The sequence below is a fragment of the Agromyces solani genome (assembly GCF_058349925.1).
Genome location: NZ_JBYRER010000002.1, coordinates 625444 through 640154, shown reverse-complemented (window position 1 = coordinate 640154; position 14711 = coordinate 625444). Strand labels below are relative to the sequence as shown.

The 14711-nt window shown below is 72.1% G+C and carries 11 protein-coding genes; 7 read left to right on the top strand and 4 right to left on the bottom strand.

All coding sequences use genetic code 11. The features are described 5' to 3' along the window. Nucleotides 1–12: 12 nt before the first annotated feature. Entirely contained in the window at nt 13–222 is a 210-nt protein-coding gene (locus AC3RJ7_RS10670) for a DUF6752 domain-containing protein (protein ID WP_491455812.1), read from the bottom strand. Next, nucleotides 219–1778, bottom strand: coding sequence for a class I SAM-dependent methyltransferase (locus AC3RJ7_RS10665; RefSeq protein ID WP_491455811.1), 1560 nt, complete (start codon nt 1776–1778; stop codon nt 219–221). The genes AC3RJ7_RS10670 and AC3RJ7_RS10665 overlap by 4 nt, the downstream gene beginning before the upstream one ends. 206 nt (nt 1779–1984) lie before the next feature. Here AC3RJ7_RS10665 and AC3RJ7_RS10660 point away from each other — a divergent pair, with 206 nt between their 5' ends. Together AC3RJ7_RS10660 and AC3RJ7_RS10655 are read left to right on the top strand one after the other, a co-directional pair. Beyond that, nucleotides 1985–3907: a glycosyltransferase gene (locus AC3RJ7_RS10660; RefSeq protein WP_491455810.1), complete on the top strand. Its 1923-nt coding sequence runs from the start codon at nt 1985–1987 to the stop codon at nt 3905–3907. Between the two features lie 35 nt (nt 3908–3942). Continuing rightward, nucleotides 3943–4755 carry an SGNH/GDSL hydrolase family protein gene (locus tag AC3RJ7_RS10655; protein WP_491455809.1) on the top strand — a complete coding sequence of 271 codons (813 nt, stop codon included), beginning with the start codon at nt 3943–3945 and terminating at the stop codon, nt 4753–4755. A 28-nt stretch (nt 4756–4783) separates the two neighbouring features. On the opposite strand, the gene AC3RJ7_RS10650 is transcribed toward AC3RJ7_RS10655, so the two are convergent. After that, entirely contained in the window at nt 4784–6679 is a 1896-nt protein-coding gene (locus tag AC3RJ7_RS10650) for a cell wall-binding repeat-containing protein (RefSeq protein ID WP_491455808.1), read from the bottom strand. 36 nt (nt 6680–6715) lie between these two features. Continuing rightward, complete coding sequence (locus AC3RJ7_RS10645; RefSeq protein WP_491455807.1) at nt 6716–8569, bottom strand: cell wall-binding repeat-containing protein; 1854 nt, start codon at nt 8567–8569, stop codon at nt 6716–6718. Between the two features lie 183 nt (nt 8570–8752). On the opposite strand from AC3RJ7_RS10645, the gene AC3RJ7_RS10640 reads away from it, so the two are divergent. The 5 genes from AC3RJ7_RS10640 to AC3RJ7_RS10620 all read left to right on the top strand — a co-directional run bounded on the left by AC3RJ7_RS10640 (nt 8753) and on the right by AC3RJ7_RS10620 (nt 14692). Beyond that, a complete protein-coding gene (locus AC3RJ7_RS10640; RefSeq protein ID WP_491455806.1) occupies nt 8753–9964 on the top strand; it encodes a hypothetical protein in 1212 nt (403 codons plus the stop codon). 72 nt (nt 9965–10036) lie between these two features. Next, the gene (locus AC3RJ7_RS10635) at nt 10037–11179 is read left to right on the top strand and encodes a glycosyltransferase family protein (RefSeq protein WP_491455805.1); all 1143 of its coding nucleotides are present in this window, start codon (nt 10037–10039) and stop codon (nt 11177–11179) included. After that, nucleotides 11176–12954 carry an ABC transporter ATP-binding protein gene (locus AC3RJ7_RS10630; RefSeq protein WP_491455804.1) on the top strand — a complete coding sequence of 593 codons (1779 nt, stop codon included), beginning with the start codon at nt 11176–11178 and terminating at the stop codon, nt 12952–12954. Before AC3RJ7_RS10635 ends, AC3RJ7_RS10630 begins: the two co-directional genes overlap by 4 nt. Beyond that, nucleotides 12951–13385: a hypothetical protein gene (locus tag AC3RJ7_RS10625; protein WP_491455803.1), complete on the top strand. Its 435-nt coding sequence runs from the start codon at nt 12951–12953 to the stop codon at nt 13383–13385. The genes AC3RJ7_RS10630 and AC3RJ7_RS10625 overlap by 4 nt, the downstream gene beginning before the upstream one ends. Beyond that, nucleotides 13382–14692, top strand: a complete 1311-nt coding sequence (locus tag AC3RJ7_RS10620; RefSeq protein WP_491455802.1) for a glycosyltransferase — start codon at nt 13382–13384, stop codon at nt 14690–14692. The genes AC3RJ7_RS10625 and AC3RJ7_RS10620 overlap by 4 nt, the downstream gene beginning before the upstream one ends. The last annotated feature ends 19 nt before the right edge of the window (nt 14693–14711 follow it).

Sequence of the window (14711 nt, the reverse complement as noted above, 5' to 3'; positions counted from 1 at the left end):
CGGTGGCGGTCGTCAGCCGTTCGGGTCCGCCTGAGCCTGTTCGCGCAACCGCTCGAAGACCAGGTCGTAGAGCTCGGCGATGCGGCGCGAGTCGACGCGGAGCTCGTCGACCTCGGCCCTGAGCTCGTCGATCTCGCCCTGCAGCCGGGCGATCTCCGCCGACTCCGGCACCGCCGGCCCACGGCGCTCGAGCTTGCGGACGGCCGCTCGGATGCGGTTCATCGGATCTCCTCCCGGACCGCCGGAGCGGCCTCCTTCGTTCGGTGCAATCGCACCGTGGCGACCGCCCTCGTACCGGCGGTCGTCTTCCGCATCCGCCGCGACTGCAGCGAGGCCTCAATACCGAACGGCGCCGCCTCGTTCCGCAGCCATGCCAGGGGCAGGTGCCAGGTGTCGGGCCGCTGATGGTCGAAGACGAGCGAGGCGTTGACGGGGAACGACGCGAGCACGACCGAGTCGGGCGCCATGAGCGCCCGCAGCAGGAGGAACGTGTTCGCCCTGGCCTCCCTCGGGAGCGCGTGCAGCACGTCGGACAACAGGAAGTGACGCGGACCCGCGTCGAGCGCCAGCTCGTCGGCGACGAGGTCGAGCACGGCTCGACGGTCGCCGAGATTGACGCGTCGGACGGACACGCCGTCACGGTTCGCCGCCGCCGCGAGCGCCGTTCGCGCGTAGTCGACGCCGAGTACCCGCCGTCCCCCGGCGGCGAGCAACGCGGCGAGCTCGCCGTCGCCGCAACCGAGGTCGATCACGCGATCACCCGGGTTCGTCGCCGCGAGCATGCGCTCCGCGTCGCCCCGCCAGCGCTGCGGCCGGCCGAATCGGAAGTGCCGCTCCCAGAAGTCGCGATTCTGGTCGTACACGCCGAACCAGTTCTCGAAGCGACGCCGGGTGGACATCGGCGTCTCGAACCGGAACGACGGGTCGGGCGTGCGCCAGTTCGGGCCGTAGCAGAGCGCCAGCCAGGCGTCGGCGTCGTCGACCGACGGCACCGGTACGCCGGCGAGCGTCACCTCCCGGATCGGCAGGAGCGCATCGAGCGCGAACTCGCCGCGCACGGCGATGGGCTGGTTGTAGACGCCCCGGTCGTGGAAGCCGAGGAACAGGTCGACGTGCACGGTCGAGCCGCTCGGCTCGCCGAACATGAGCTGCAGGTGCGCGTCGCTGTGACGGATCACCTCGTATCCCCGCGAACGGATGCGGCGCTCCAGCTCGTACGACGCGATCGAGACGTCGGGCGCGGGAACCTCGCCGACGTAGACCAGCACGTCGACGTCGTCGTCGTGGGCGAGGATCGTGCCCTGCCGGATCGCGCCGAGCAGGGTCCCCCCGGTGATCGCGGCCGTGTAGCCCAGCCCGGAGAGGTCGGCGAGCACCTGCCGGAGCGCCACCATCAGCCGGTCGTGCAGCGTGTCGGAGGGCGCGTCCGTCAGCTTGCCCCACTTGTCGATCACCTGCCCCGCGGCGGCCAGGTCGGCGAGCCCGACGCGGCCCGGCTCCGTCGGAAGCGCGAATCGCCCCTCGGCGAGCAGGCTGCCGTTCGCCCGGTCGCGGAGCGCGATGGCGCCCGACCCGCTCAGGTGGTCGCGCAGGACCTGCGGCCAGCGCACCCGGACGGTGCGCTTCGCCGATTCCGGGACCAGGACGCTCCAGAGACGACGACCGTCGATCTCGACGTCGACGAGCCGTCCGATGGCCGGCGAATCGAAGCGGACGCCGAATCCCCGCCGATCGGACGTGAGCGGTGCTCGTCGGACCGCACGATGGAGGAGAGTCACGAACACGCTGCCTTCTGGTCGCGTATGGATGGCCGGATCGGTCATCCGATCCTATTCGAACCCGTGCGGCCCGCGCTCGTGGGACCGGGCGGCCGCGACCGCTCGTCGCGCAGACTCCCAGCCTTCGCAGCACCGACCCAGTAGGCTCGTAGTCGCGCCGGGGGCCGCGGCGCGATCCCCACGACACCCACACGGAGCACCGCAGCGTGAGCGCTACCTGGCACGAGATCCAACGCGTCGTCTTCCCGCAGGACGCCGACCCCGACGTCATCTCCCTCTACGTCGACGCCGACGTGTGGGCGAGGGTCGGCGACCGCGAGGTGCGGGTGAGCGATCGCGCGCACCTCGACGACGTGCTCGCACGCGACCGGTATCGCATCTCGTCGGGCGACCGCGTGTCGTTCGCGAGCTACTTCAACGCCTTCCCCGCCTCGTACTGGCAGCAGTGGACGAACGTCGCGCGCGTTCGCCTCTCGGTCGAGACGAGCGGCGAGGGCAACCTGCTCGTCTACCGCTCGACGGCGCAGGGCGTGCCGCAGCGCGTCACCTCCGAGCCGTTCTCGGGCACGGTGCGGCACGAGATCGAGCTGCCCGTCACCACGTTCGGCGACGGCGGCTGGTACTGGTTCGACGTCGTCGCCGGCGACGCGGAGGTCGTGGTCGCCGACGGCCGGTGGGAGACCGACGCCCCCGAGCTGCGCTCGGGCGGCGCCTCGATCGGAACCACCACCTTCAACAAGCCCGACTACTGCGTGCGCACGCTCGAGGCGCTCGCCGGCGACGCGACCGTGGGCGAGGTCATCGACCGCATCTACATCGTCGACCAGGGCGACCGGCGCGTCGTCGACGAACCCGGCTTCGACGCCGTCGCCGAACGCCTCGGGGACGCGCTCACCATGATCGAGCAGCCGAACCTCGGCGGATCGGGCGGCTTCGCGCGCTCGATGGCCGAGACCGTCGAAGCCGGCGCGAGCGACTTCCTCATCCTGCTCGACGACGACGTCACGGTCGAGCCCGAGAGCATCGCCCGGTCCGTGCGATTCGCGCGGCACGCGACCCGCCCGATCGTCGTGGGCGGGCACATGTTCGACCTCCTCAACCGTCCGGTGCTGCACGCGTTCGCCGAGACGGTCGACCTCAAGCCGTTCGTGTGGCACGCGCAGCCGCGCGACGAGACGCCGCACGACTTCCGGTTCTCGAACCTGCGCCAGACGCGGTGGATGCACGCGCGCATGGACGCCGACTACAACGGCTGGTGGTTCTGCCTCATCCCCACCGAGGTCATCCGGTCGATCGGCCTGTCGTTGCCGGCATTCATCAAGTGGGATGACGCGGAGTACTGCCTGCGGGCCCGCGACGCCGGCTACCCGACCGTGACCCTGCCGGGCATGGCGCTCTGGCACGTGTCGTGGCTCGACAAGGACGACTCGATCGACTGGCAGGCGTACTTCCACGCCCGCAACCGCATCGTCGCGGGCCTCCTCCACTCCCCCTTCGCGAACGGGGGCCTCCTGCCCCGTGACAGCGAGCGCTGGGACCTCAAGCACCTGCTCTCGATGCAGTACTACCCCGTGACGCTCCGCCATCGGGCGCTCCGCGACATCCTGTCGGGGCCGGCGCACATGCAGCGCGGCATGCCGACCATCCTCGGCGAGCTCCGAGCCGCCGCCGCCGACTTCCCCGAGAAGACGGTGCTGCGCCACGAATCCGAGATCCCGATGACGGTCGAGGGCAAGCGCGTCTACCCCGTGCCGCCGACCGCCGCGGGGCCGGCCGGGCCCCGAGGCATCCCGCTCGTCGCGTTCACGGCGCGGATGACGCTGCGCCAGTGGTTCACGAGGCCGGCGGCGCGGAACGTCGCCGAGCCCCAGGTCGAACTCTCCAAGCGCGACGGCACGTGGTTCCGCCTGCCCCACTTCGACAGCGCGCTCGTCTCGACGGCCGACGGTTCCGGCAAGGTGCGCTACACGCGCGACCCGAAGACCTTCCGCCGGCTGCTGCGCGAGAGCCGTCGACTCCACCGCGAGCTGCGCCGGCGCTGGCCCGAGCTCGCTCGCGAGTACCGGGCCGCGCTTCCGGAGATCACCTCGGCGGAGGCGTGGAACCCGCACTTCACGCCGAAGTCGTGAGCCCGCGTTCCGAGCGCGATCGGCCCATGCCCCGAATGCGGCGAACCCGAGTCGCGCGCGTCGCCGGCGCGGGGGTCGTCGGCGCGCTCGCGCTGCTGGCCCTCGGCGGCTGCGCGGCGGGCATCCCCGTCGACCGGCTGCCGTGGTTCGTGCAACCCGCGTCCTCGACGGGGCCGACCGATCCGCACACCGCGGAACCGGCGACGGATGAACCCGGGCCGCCCGCGCCGCGGGTGCTCGTGATCGGCGATTCCTACACGGCCGGTCAGGGCGTGCCGGCGGGCACGTCCTGGGCCTGGCGCGCCTGCCGCGATCTCGGCTGGGACTGCATCGTCGACGGCATCGGCGGAAGCGGGTACCTCACAGCGGCACCCAGGGACCCCGCCGGCACCCCGTACTCGAAGCGCCTCGAGCAGTGGTCGGGCCGCCTCGCCTTCCCGGTCGACGTCGTGATCCTCGAGGGCGGCCTCAACGACTGGCGGCACACCGGCGCCGAGGTCCGCCGAGCGGTCGAGGAGACCGTCGCCGCCGCGAACGAGGAGTTCCCGGGAGCCGACGTGATCGTGCTGGGGCTCACCGCACCGGTGGCCCAGGACGGGACGCGACTGGTGAACGCCGCAGCGGTGTCGGCCGGGGCGCACGACGGCGGTGCGACCTTCATCGACACGATGACGCCCGACCCGTGGATCGACGACGCCAATTCGTCCGAGTACGACCTGGGCGACGGGCTGCACGTCAACTCCGACGGTCAGCGATACCTCGCCCGCCGCTTCGTCGACGCGATCCGGTCGCTCGACGTCGAGCCGTCGCGAGCCCGCGAGGGCGCTGAGGCCGGCCCGGCGAACTGAACCGGGCGACGACTGTTGCGCGTGGCCGTCAGCAGAGCACGAGGCGCGCCACCCGGTCGCTCAGGGCGCCGGGCCCCCCGAGCAGCGTGAGCTGCGTCACCTGCTGCTTCAGCAGGGCGCCGCGAACGGCACTCGGCATGCAGGTTCGCAGCGTGAGGTAGAGCGGCTGCTTCGCACGGCCGGCCGCCGCCGCGCCGCTGAGCGCGTCGGGGTAGTCGAACCCGGTCGCGATGAACGCGTTCGGGCTCGTCGCGAAGATCGAGTTCACGGCGACGCTCGTCGCGTACCGGTCCGGGCCCGCGTAGCGCTTGACGGTGGCCTGCTCGGCCAGCTTCGACTGGACCCCCGCGGACACGACGCCGGTTCCGCCGGCGATGCGCACCTCGGTGACGCCGAGCGCGCCGAGGAGCGTTCTCGTCGCGCTGTCGGCGGTGCTCGCCCGGCCGTCGACGAGTACGACGGGCGCACCGATCGAGCCGGCCGCCGCCCCGGCGGTCAGCCCGTCGGGATAGTCCCGGCCGGTCGCGACGTAGGCCACCTTGGCCGACGGGAAGGCGGAGCTCGCGAGCTTCCGCGACGTGTCGTAGCGGTCGGCGCCGCCGATCCGCTTGACGGGGGCGATCGAGCCCAGCGCGGTCGCGACCGAACCCGAGATGACACCCGTGCCGCCGACCACGACGATCTGCGCCGGCTTCAGGCGCTTGAGCTCGGTGAGCGTGGGCGACGGAACCGACGACTTCAGGGCGAGCAGCAGCGGTCCGCCCTGCTTCGCCGCCGCGGGTGCGGCCGCCAGCGCATCGGCGAAGTCGGAGCCCGAGGCGATGTAGGCGACCGGGACTCCCGCGGTGGGATAGCTCGACTTCGAGATGGCCGCGGCGGTCTCGAAGCGGTCCTCGCCCTCGAGCCGCTTGATCGGGATGGCCGTGTCGACGCGCGGGTCGCCGAACCAGTCGCGATACATGCGCCAGAAGTTGCGGTTGCCGTAGCTCGAGCAGCGGTCGCCGGTGCCGTAGAGGTTCGCGAGCGCTGCCGCGTTCGGCTGGTAGGGCGTGTAGTAGTAGAGCGCCGCCGTCGCCGCGTTCTTGATCGTGACGAGCGACGAACCGCAGGTGGAGTCCGGGTTGTAGCGTATGGAGTTCGACTGGCCGACCTTGTACCAGGTGAACGAGCCCTCCGGGTTGCCGTACCAGGTCAGCTGCCGCGCCGCCGCGAACACCTGGTTGAAGAAGCCGTAGTAGGTCGAGTCGCAGTCGGAGGTGTCGGGGCAGCCGTAGCCCATGGCCTTGCGGAGCACGCCGGAGGTGGGCGCGGGGTCGGTCAGCAGCGACTGCTCCTTCTGCAGGGTCACGAGGATGACCTTCGCGCTGAGCCCGCAGGCGCGCTGCACCTTGTAGATCACCCGCGCGGCCGATTCGCCGCGAGCGCCCTGGTAGGTCGAGCAGGTGCCGAAGCTCCAGGTGCGGGTCGGCGTGTCCATCTTGAGCTTCGCGAGGCATGTCGAACTCGTGCACGTGCCGACCATGCGCTGCAGGAAGCCCTGGATCTCGGACTCCGTCATGGCCGCACCGTTGCGGAAGTTCGCGTTGGAGATGAGGTTGCCCGCCGTGAACGGCGAGGTCGCGGTCGCTGAGAACGGCGCGGTGGATGCCTCGAGCGCCGCTTCCTCGTCGAGCGCGGCCTGTCGTTCGGCGGCCGCTGCGGCGTCGCCCGGGGCGGCGTCGCCCGCCTTCGCCGCCTGCTCGGCGAGGTGGGCTTCGTACAGCGAGCGCTCGTCGACCGTGTCGTCGCCCGTGGCCGGAGCCGCCGACGGAAGGGCCGACGCCTCGACCGCGGGCGGCGGCGCCTCCTCAGCCGCGGCGGGCGACAAGAGGGAGGCGGCGAGCACCGCTCCCGTGATGATCCCGACGATCGTGGTCTTCAACATTGGCGCACTCCCCCGAACCGCCCCCGAACCGGCGACTCAACACGACACTAGCTTGGCGACGCGATCGCCGAGTGCTCCCGTGCCGCCGAGCAGCGTGATCGAGGTCGCGCCCTTCGCGAAGATCGCGGTGCGGATCACCGGAGGCACGCAGCCCTGCTGGGACAGGAGCAGCGGGTCTCCCGCGGCACCCGCGGCCGCGGCGCCCGACAGCGCGTCGGGGAACGCCGCCCCCGTGGCCAGGTACGCGTTCGCCGTCGTCCGGAAGATCGAGTTCACCGCCGCGCTCGTCGAGTAGCGATCGGAGCCCGAGTAACGCTTCACGGCGAACGAGGCCGCGAGGTTCGACTGCACACCGGACGAGACCGCCCCGGTGCCTCCGGCGATGCGCACCTGGTCGACGCCGAGCTGCTTCAGGAGCGACACCGTCGCCGTTCCGGCCGTGCGCGCCTTGCCGTCGACGAGCACGACGGGGACGTCGATGGCCCCGGCCGCCGCACCCGCGCTCAGGCCGTCGGGGAAGTCGCGGCCGGTGGCGATGTACGCGACGTCCGCCGCGCCGAACGCGTCGGCGGTGATGCGCCGCGACGTGTCGTAGCGGTCGGTGCCGCCGATCCGCTTCGCCGTGGCCACCTTTGCGAGCGCGGTGGCGACCGACCCGTTGATCGCGCCGGTGCCGCCGACGATCACGATCCGCTCCGGCGCGAGCCGCACGAGTTCCGCGCGCGTCGACTCGGGCAGGTACGACGTCGCCGAGAGCAGCAGCGGTCCGCCCTGGTGGGCGGCGGCGGGCGCGGCGGCGAGCGCGTCGGCGAACTGCAGGCCCGCGGCGACGTAGACCACAGGCACGCCGGGCGTCGGATACGACGCCTTGGAGATCGCGGCTGCGGTCGCATAGCGGTCGGCGCCCTGCAGGCGCGCGACCTTCATCGCCGCGCCGCCCCGGGGGTCGCCGAACCAGTCGGTGTACATGCGCCAGAAGTTGCGGTTGCCGTACGACGAGCAGGCGTCGCCGGCGCCGTAGAGGTTCTTGATCGCCGCGGCGTTCGGCTGGAACGGCGTGTAGTAGTAGAGCGCCGCCGTGGCCCGGTTGGCGATGGCGACGTTCGATCGTCCGCACGCGTCGTCGGGGTGGTAGTCGATCGGGTTCCACTGGCCCACCTTGAGATAGGTGAACGAGCTGCCCTCGGTGCCGTAGTAGGTCAGCTGCCGCGACGCGAACGCGACCTGCTCGAAGAACCCGGCGTACTCGGGATCGCACGCGCCCTCGTCGGGGCATCCGTAGCCCATCGCCTTCGCGAGCGTCGCCGCGCTGGGGGCGCGGTTCGTGAGCAGGGACTGCTCCTTCTGCAGCGTGACGAGGATGACGCGGGCGCTGAGCTTGCACGCCTTCTGCACCTTGTAGATGATGCGGGCCGCCGACTCGTTCGTCGCGCCGACGTAGTCGGTGCAGCCGCCGTAGCTCCAGTCGATGTTCTGCGTCGTCTCCCGGTAGTTCGCGAGGCACGAACTGCTCGTGCACCCCGCGCCCATCTTCACGAGGAACGACTGGATCGCGGACTCGCTCATCGCGTTGCCGTTGTAGAAGTTGGCGTCGGCGATGAGGTTGCCCGCGGTGAAGCCGGTCGCCGCGGTCGCGGACGTCGTCGCAGAACCGGATGCCTCGGCGAGCGCCCGATCGAGTTCGGTGCGCGCCTCGGCGTCGGCCTCGGCGGCCTCGTCGCCCGGAACGGGGTCGTCGGCGCCGGCCGCCTGGCCGGCGACGTGCTCGGCGTACTCCGCCGCCTCGGTCGCCGGGCTGGCGGGGTCCGAGCCGGGGTCGGCGTGCGCCGGCGAGAGGCCGACGAGTCCGGCCAACGCACCGGCGAGGATTGCGATCGCGAGCTGCTTCACTGCGGCACCACCTTCGGGCGCACCCCCGCGGCGGCGCCGGGTTCGGGCCGGTGGAACTGTGCGGACGCAGGGATCCGTGGGGTCCACCCTAGCGACCGACCCGGGCTTCCACCACCGGGCCCGGACTAGGCTCGTCAGCGCGCCGAACGGCGATCCCGCGACATCCGACCCCTTGGAGCAGCAGTGAGCCAGACCGGAGCCGAACGCCGACGGCCGACCCTCCGCGGTGCCGCGAACCGGGCGTTCCAGCGTCTGCCCGAGTCGTTCCGGTTGCGCTGGTTCCCGTCGCGCGTCGCCTACCGGGCCGCCGACGTCCCGCCGCCGGTCACCCCGCCCGAGGCCGCCGTGCGCCTCTACGTCGCCCCGGTGAACTCGGCCGGCCAGGGCTGGGCGTGGGCGAGGGCGGCCGAGCGGCTCCCGGGCGTCGGCGCCGTCGACATGCAGGTCCGCGGCGCTCGCGACCTCGGCTACCCCGCCGACTCGACCGTGCCGAGCGCCGTCGTCGCCCACTCGGATCGGTGGGGCAGAGGCCAGTTCACCGCCGTCGCGGCCGGCTTCTCGCACGTCATCGTCGAGTCGCAGCGCCCGATCTTCGGACGGCGGTTCGGCGGTGACGTCATCGCCGAGGCGGCCGCGCTCGCCCGCGCCGGCGTCGCCGTCGCCTCCCTCTGCCACGGCAGCGACATCCGACTGCCGAGCCGCCACCGCGAGCACGAGCCCGATTCCCCCTTCCACGACGCTGGGAGCGAGCTCACCCGCCGGCTGCAGGCGGGCGCCGAGCGCAGCGCACGCGTCCTCGACGAACTCGACGGACCGGAGTTCGTCTCGACGCCCGACCTCCTGCTCGACCGCCCCCGCGCGACCTGGCTGCCCGTCGTCGTCGACCTCGAGCGCTGGACGACGGATCGGGAACTGTTCGCCGGCGACCGGCCGGTGGCGATCCACGCGCCGAGCCACGCCGGGCTGAAGGGCACCGACCTCGCCGAGCCCGTGCTGCATCGCCTCTCAGAAGCCGGGGTCGTCGAGTACCGCGCCATCGAGCGCACGCCCGCCGAGCGGATGCCCCCGATCGTGCACGGCGCCGACATCGTGATCGACCAGTTCACGCTCGGCATCTACGGCGTCGCCGCGTGCGAGGCGATGGCCGCCGGGCGCCTCGTGGTCTCGCACGTGTCCGGATTCGTCCGCGACGCCGTCCGTCGCGAGACCGGACTGGATCTGCCGATCGTCGAGACCACGGCGGCGACGCTCGAGCACGTCCTCCGAGACATCCGGGAGCGCCCCGCCCACTACCGGGAGGTCGCGGCCGCCGGTCCGGCGTTCGTCGCCGCCGTCCACGACGGTCGCCGGTCGGCCGCGGCGCTCGCGCCGTTCCTCGGGGTCGCCCCGGCCTGACCGGCCCGCTCGGTCAACTCCCGGGAGCGCCCCCGGTACGATCGAAGGCATGTCGATCCCAGGCACCCGCGGATGAGCGGGCGACCGTCCCTCCTGATCCTCTCCTTCTCCCGAATCGAGCAGGACGCGCGCGTGCTCAAGCAGGTGCGGCTCTTCGCCGACCGCTACGACGTCACCACGTGCGGACACGGCGAGGCGCCCGAGGGGGTCGTGCGCCACATCCGGATCCCCGACGGCCTGCGCGCGAACGACCTGAACGGCCGGCTCATCACCGCCCACCTGTACCGTCGCGCGTACTGGTCGACCTCCGCCGTGAAGTGGGCGAAGGGGCACCTCGAGCGCGGCGCCTACGACATCGTCCTCGCGAACGAGGTCGACGCGGTGCCGCTCGCGCTCGACCTGCGGCCGAAGCTCGGCGTCCACGCCGACCTGCACGAGTACCACCCCCGCGTGAAGGAGAACCTCCCGCTCTGGAACAAGCGGATCCGGCCCTACGTCGAGTGGCAGTGCCGTCGCTACGTCCGCCGTGCCTCGTCGTGGTCGACGGTCGGCGAGGGCATCGCGGCCGAGTACGAGCGCATGTTCGGATTCCGGCCGACCGTCGTGACGAACGCCACCCCGTTCCGCGACGTCCCCGCGCCCGCCCCGACGACGCTGCCGCTGCGACTCGTGCACTCGGGCGGCGCCATGCGGGCGCGCCACCTCGACCTCATGCTGGACGGCGTGCTCGCCGCCGAGAACGGGGCGACGCTCGACCTCTACCTCACCCCGAACGACCCGGGTTACCTCGACGAGCTGCGCGGGCGCGCCCGGGCGAGCCACGGACGCATCACGGTGCACGATCCCGTCCCGTACGAACAGCTCGTCGCGACGCTCGCCGAGTACGACGCCGGCATATTCGTGCTGCCGTTCTCGACGTTCAACTACCAGTGGACCCTGCCGAACAAGCTCTTCGACTTCGTGCAGGCGCGGCTCGCGACGATCATCGGGCCGTCGCCCGAGATGGTTCGGGTCGTCGAGCAGTACGGCATCGGCACGGTCACCCGCGACTTCACCCCGGCGGCGATCGCCGAGACCGTCGAGTCGCTCGGTGCCGACGACGTCACGGCGATGCGGCTCGCCGCCCACGAGCACGCGCGCGAGCTCGCGGCCGACGCCGAGGTCGCGAAATGGAAGCAGGCGATCGACGCCCTGGCCGATCGGAGTGCCGCATGAAGCACATCATGAAGACCTTCCGGAGCATCGTCCCGCACCTGCCGGGCCGGGCCCAGCAGTACATCCGCTTCTACATGGTGGCGACCTCGCTGCTCGCGGTGCTCGACATCGCGGCGCTCATGCTGCTCGCCGTGTCGCTCGCGTCGATGGTGGCCGGCAGCGCCGTGACCCTGCCCGTCATCGGGTCGGTCGACCAGGACGGCTACGTGTGGATCCTGATCGCCGTCTCGGCGCTCATCATCCTGAAGTCGATCCTCGCGGTCTCGTTCCAGTGGATCGCGACCAGGCGCATGGCGGCGTTCGAACTCGAGATCGGCGACCGGCTGTTCGACGCGTACATCCACGCGCCGTGGACCGAGCGGATCCAGCGCAACCGGGCGGAGCTCATCCGTCTCGCCGACGTCGGCATCGCCAACGTGACGAGCGGGTTCCTCCTCCCGTTCATGCAGCTGCCGACGCTCATCATCACGGCGATCGTCGTCATGGCGGTCATCGTATTCGTGCAGCCCCTGACCGCGCTCATCACGGTCGTGTACTTCGGCCTGATCGCCTTCCTGCTCTACTCGGTGCTGTCCAAGAAGTCGGTGCAGGCGGGCCGCGTCAACCGCGACTACTCGTTCCGGGTGGCGACCCTCCTCACCGACATGATGGGCGCGATGAAGGAGATCACGCTCCGCGGCAAGTCGACCGACGTCGCGCGCGTGGTCCACGAGAACCGGCAGATCACCGCACGCGCCCGCGCGAACATCAACTTCATCGGCGCAGTGCCGCGCTTCGTGCTCGACGCGGCCCTCATCGGCGGGTTCGTGCTCGTCGGCGGCATCGCGTACGTGGCCGGCGGAATGCCCGCGGCGATCAGCGCACTCGCGCTGTTCGGCGTGGCCGGACTCCGTCTCGTTCCCTCGCTCACGAGCTTCCAGAGCCTCATGACGGTCCTCACGTCGAACTCGCCGCACGTCGAGGCCGTCATCCGCGACGTCACGGCCGCCCAGAGCTACGTCGCGAACGTCGAGACGATCGGGCACGACCCGATCGTCGGCGAACCCACCGCGGTGCACCTGCGCGACGTGAGCTTCACCTACCCGGGCTCCGAGGAACCGGCCGTGCACGCGCTCAGCGCCGACCTCCCGATCGGCTCGACGATCGGCATCGTCGGCTCCTCGGGCGCGGGCAAGTCGACCCTCATCGACCTGCTGCTCGGGCTCCTCACGCCCACCGAGGGAACGATCACGCTCGGCGACCAGCAGCTCGCCGACGTCCTTCAGGCGTGGCGATCGAGGGTGGGCTACGTCCCCCAGGACGTCGCGCTCTTCGACGGGTCGGTCGCGCAGAACGTCGCCCTCTCCTGGGGCGACGACATCGACCCGGATCGCGTGCGCACCGCGCTCCGCCGCGCACAGCTGCTCGACCTCGTCGAGTCGCGCACGGGCGGCATCGACGGTCGCATCGGCGACCGCGGCGTCGCGCTGTCCGGCGGCCAGCGCCAGCGCCTCGGCATCGCGCGGGCGCTCTACGGCGATCCGCTCGTGCTCGTCATGGACGAGGCGACGAGCGCACTCGACACCAAGACCGAGGCGGATGTCTCCCAGGCGATCGCCGAACTCCACGGCGAGGTGACCGTGATCTCGGTCGCCCACCGGCTCTCGACCATCAAGGACAACGACGAGGTATGGTTCATGAGCGGCGGACGGATCCGTACCCGCGGCAGCTTCTCCGAGGTGGTCGCCGCGGAGCCCGAGTTCGGCGTGCAGGCCCGACTGGCGGGGCTCGCATGACGAACATGGTGGTCTTCGCCCCGAGCGGCGTCCTCGACGACGCCACCGTCGCCGCGCTGCCCGAGGGCTCCCGCCTCACCGTCATCCGCTGGACCGACGGCACCGCCACCGGCGACGACATCGCCGTGGCCCGCACGAGCTGGACCGCCCGCCGGGGCGCGACGACCTGGCCGCGGATGAGCCGGAGCGCACTCGGACGGAACCTGCACCGGATCTCGCCGCTCGACCACGGCCGGACCTTCTGGGGCGCGGTCCGCCGACGCGCCGAGGTCGCCGAGGCCGTGCGCGACGCCGACCTCGTGGTCGCCGGCGAGCGCGACGGCATCTACGCCGCCTGGCAGGCGGCACGACGCACCCCGGGCCGACCCGGCCGGCGCGTCGTGCACGGCTTCCCCGCGGCGCGGGCCGCGATCTCGGAGGGGGCACGATGACCGCCCGCCGCCCGCACCTGCTGTACACCGCCTGGAGCTTCCCGCCCAGCCGCGCCGGCGGCGTCTACCGCGCGCTCGCGACCGTCAACGCCTTCGCCGACGCCGGATGGGACGTCACGGTGCTCACCGTGCCCCGAGGCCTGTTCGAGGGCTCGACCGGCATCGATCCGACGCTCGAGGAGAAGATCGCGCCCGGCGTCGAGGTCGTGCGCATCGAACCCGACATCCCCGCCTTCCAGAACGACCTCTCGAGGTGGAGCCGCACTCGCGCGCGGCATCCCGAACTGTGGCGCGTGGCCGACCGCTGGCGCGACCTCGTCGGATTCCCCGAGCCCGGCTACGGCCGCTGGCGCCCCGCGCTCGAGCGCGCCGCCGAGGCGGTGCACGCGCGCAAGCCGGTCGACCTCGCCGTCGGCACGGCGAACCCGAACGTCGACTTCGCGACCGGCTGGTACCTGCACCGCCGCCACGGCGTCCCCTACGTCATGGACTACCGCGACGCGTGGACGCTCGACGTGTTCTCTGGGGCCGACCTGCAGTCGTGGGTGCCCGGCGTCGACCGCCGGCAGCGCGCCCTGCTCGCCGGGGCGGCCGAGATCTGGTTCGTCAACGAGCCGATCCGCGAGTGGCACGCCGAACGGTTCCCCGCCTCGGCCGACCGCATGCACGTCGTCGCGAACGGCTACGAGTCGTACGGCGAACCGCTCGCCGTGCCGGTGCGCGAGGGCCGGGAGTCGGGGCTCGTCTTCGGGTACATCGGCACGATCACCGACCAGGTCCACATCGACGTGCTGCTCGCGGCATGGGAGCAGGCCCGCACGGCCGCCCCGCTCGCCGGCGCCCGCCTCGAGCTTTTCGGCTACCTCGGCCACTTCAGCGAGTCGTCGGCGCGGCTCTCGACCGCGATCGAGGCCGCCCGCGACCACGGCGTCGCGTACCGCGGCCCCGTCGGCAAGTCGGAGATCGGGCGCACCTACCGGGAGCTCGACGCGCTCGTGCTCGCGCTCGGCACCGGCCGCTACGTCACGAGCGGCAAGGTCTACGAATACGCGGCGACCGGCCTGCCGATCGTCTCGGTGCACGATCCCGGGAACGCCGCGACGCAGGTGCTCGAGGGCTCGCCGGCCTGGGTCGGCGCGCGGTCGCTCGCGGTCGACGACGTCGCCCGCGCGCTCGTGGAGACCGCGGAGCTCGCGGCATCCCAGTCGCCGGAGCAGCGCGCCGCGGCGCAGGCGTGGGCCTCGCAGTACGAGCGCCGCCGCCAGCTCGACCCGCGCATCGCCGCCCTCGGCGACGTGGTGCGCTGAGCGCCGTGATCGCGACCGA

What these genes read in the sequence shown, in the direction of transcription:
- AC3RJ7_RS10650 (WP_491455808.1), bottom strand. Translation starts at nt 6,679, where the DNA reads ATGTTGAAGACCACGATCGTCGGGATCATCACGGGAGCGGTGCTCGCC.
- AC3RJ7_RS10635 (WP_491455805.1), top strand. Translation starts at nt 10,037, where the DNA reads ATGAGCGGGCGACCGTCCCTCCTGATCCTCTCCTTCTCCCGAATCGAG.
- AC3RJ7_RS10625 (WP_491455803.1), top strand. Translation starts at nt 12,951, where the DNA reads ATGACGAACATGGTGGTCTTCGCCCCGAGCGGCGTCCTCGACGACGCC.
- AC3RJ7_RS10655 (WP_491455809.1), top strand. Translation starts at nt 3,943, where the DNA reads ATGCGGCGAACCCGAGTCGCGCGCGTCGCCGGCGCGGGGGTCGTCGGC.
- AC3RJ7_RS10670 (WP_491455812.1), bottom strand. Translation starts at nt 222, where the DNA reads ATGAACCGCATCCGAGCGGCCGTCCGCAAGCTCGAGCGCCGTGGGCCG.
- AC3RJ7_RS10620 (WP_491455802.1), top strand. Translation starts at nt 13,382, where the DNA reads ATGACCGCCCGCCGCCCGCACCTGCTGTACACCGCCTGGAGCTTCCCG.
- AC3RJ7_RS10630 (WP_491455804.1), top strand. Translation starts at nt 11,176, where the DNA reads ATGAAGCACATCATGAAGACCTTCCGGAGCATCGTCCCGCACCTGCCG.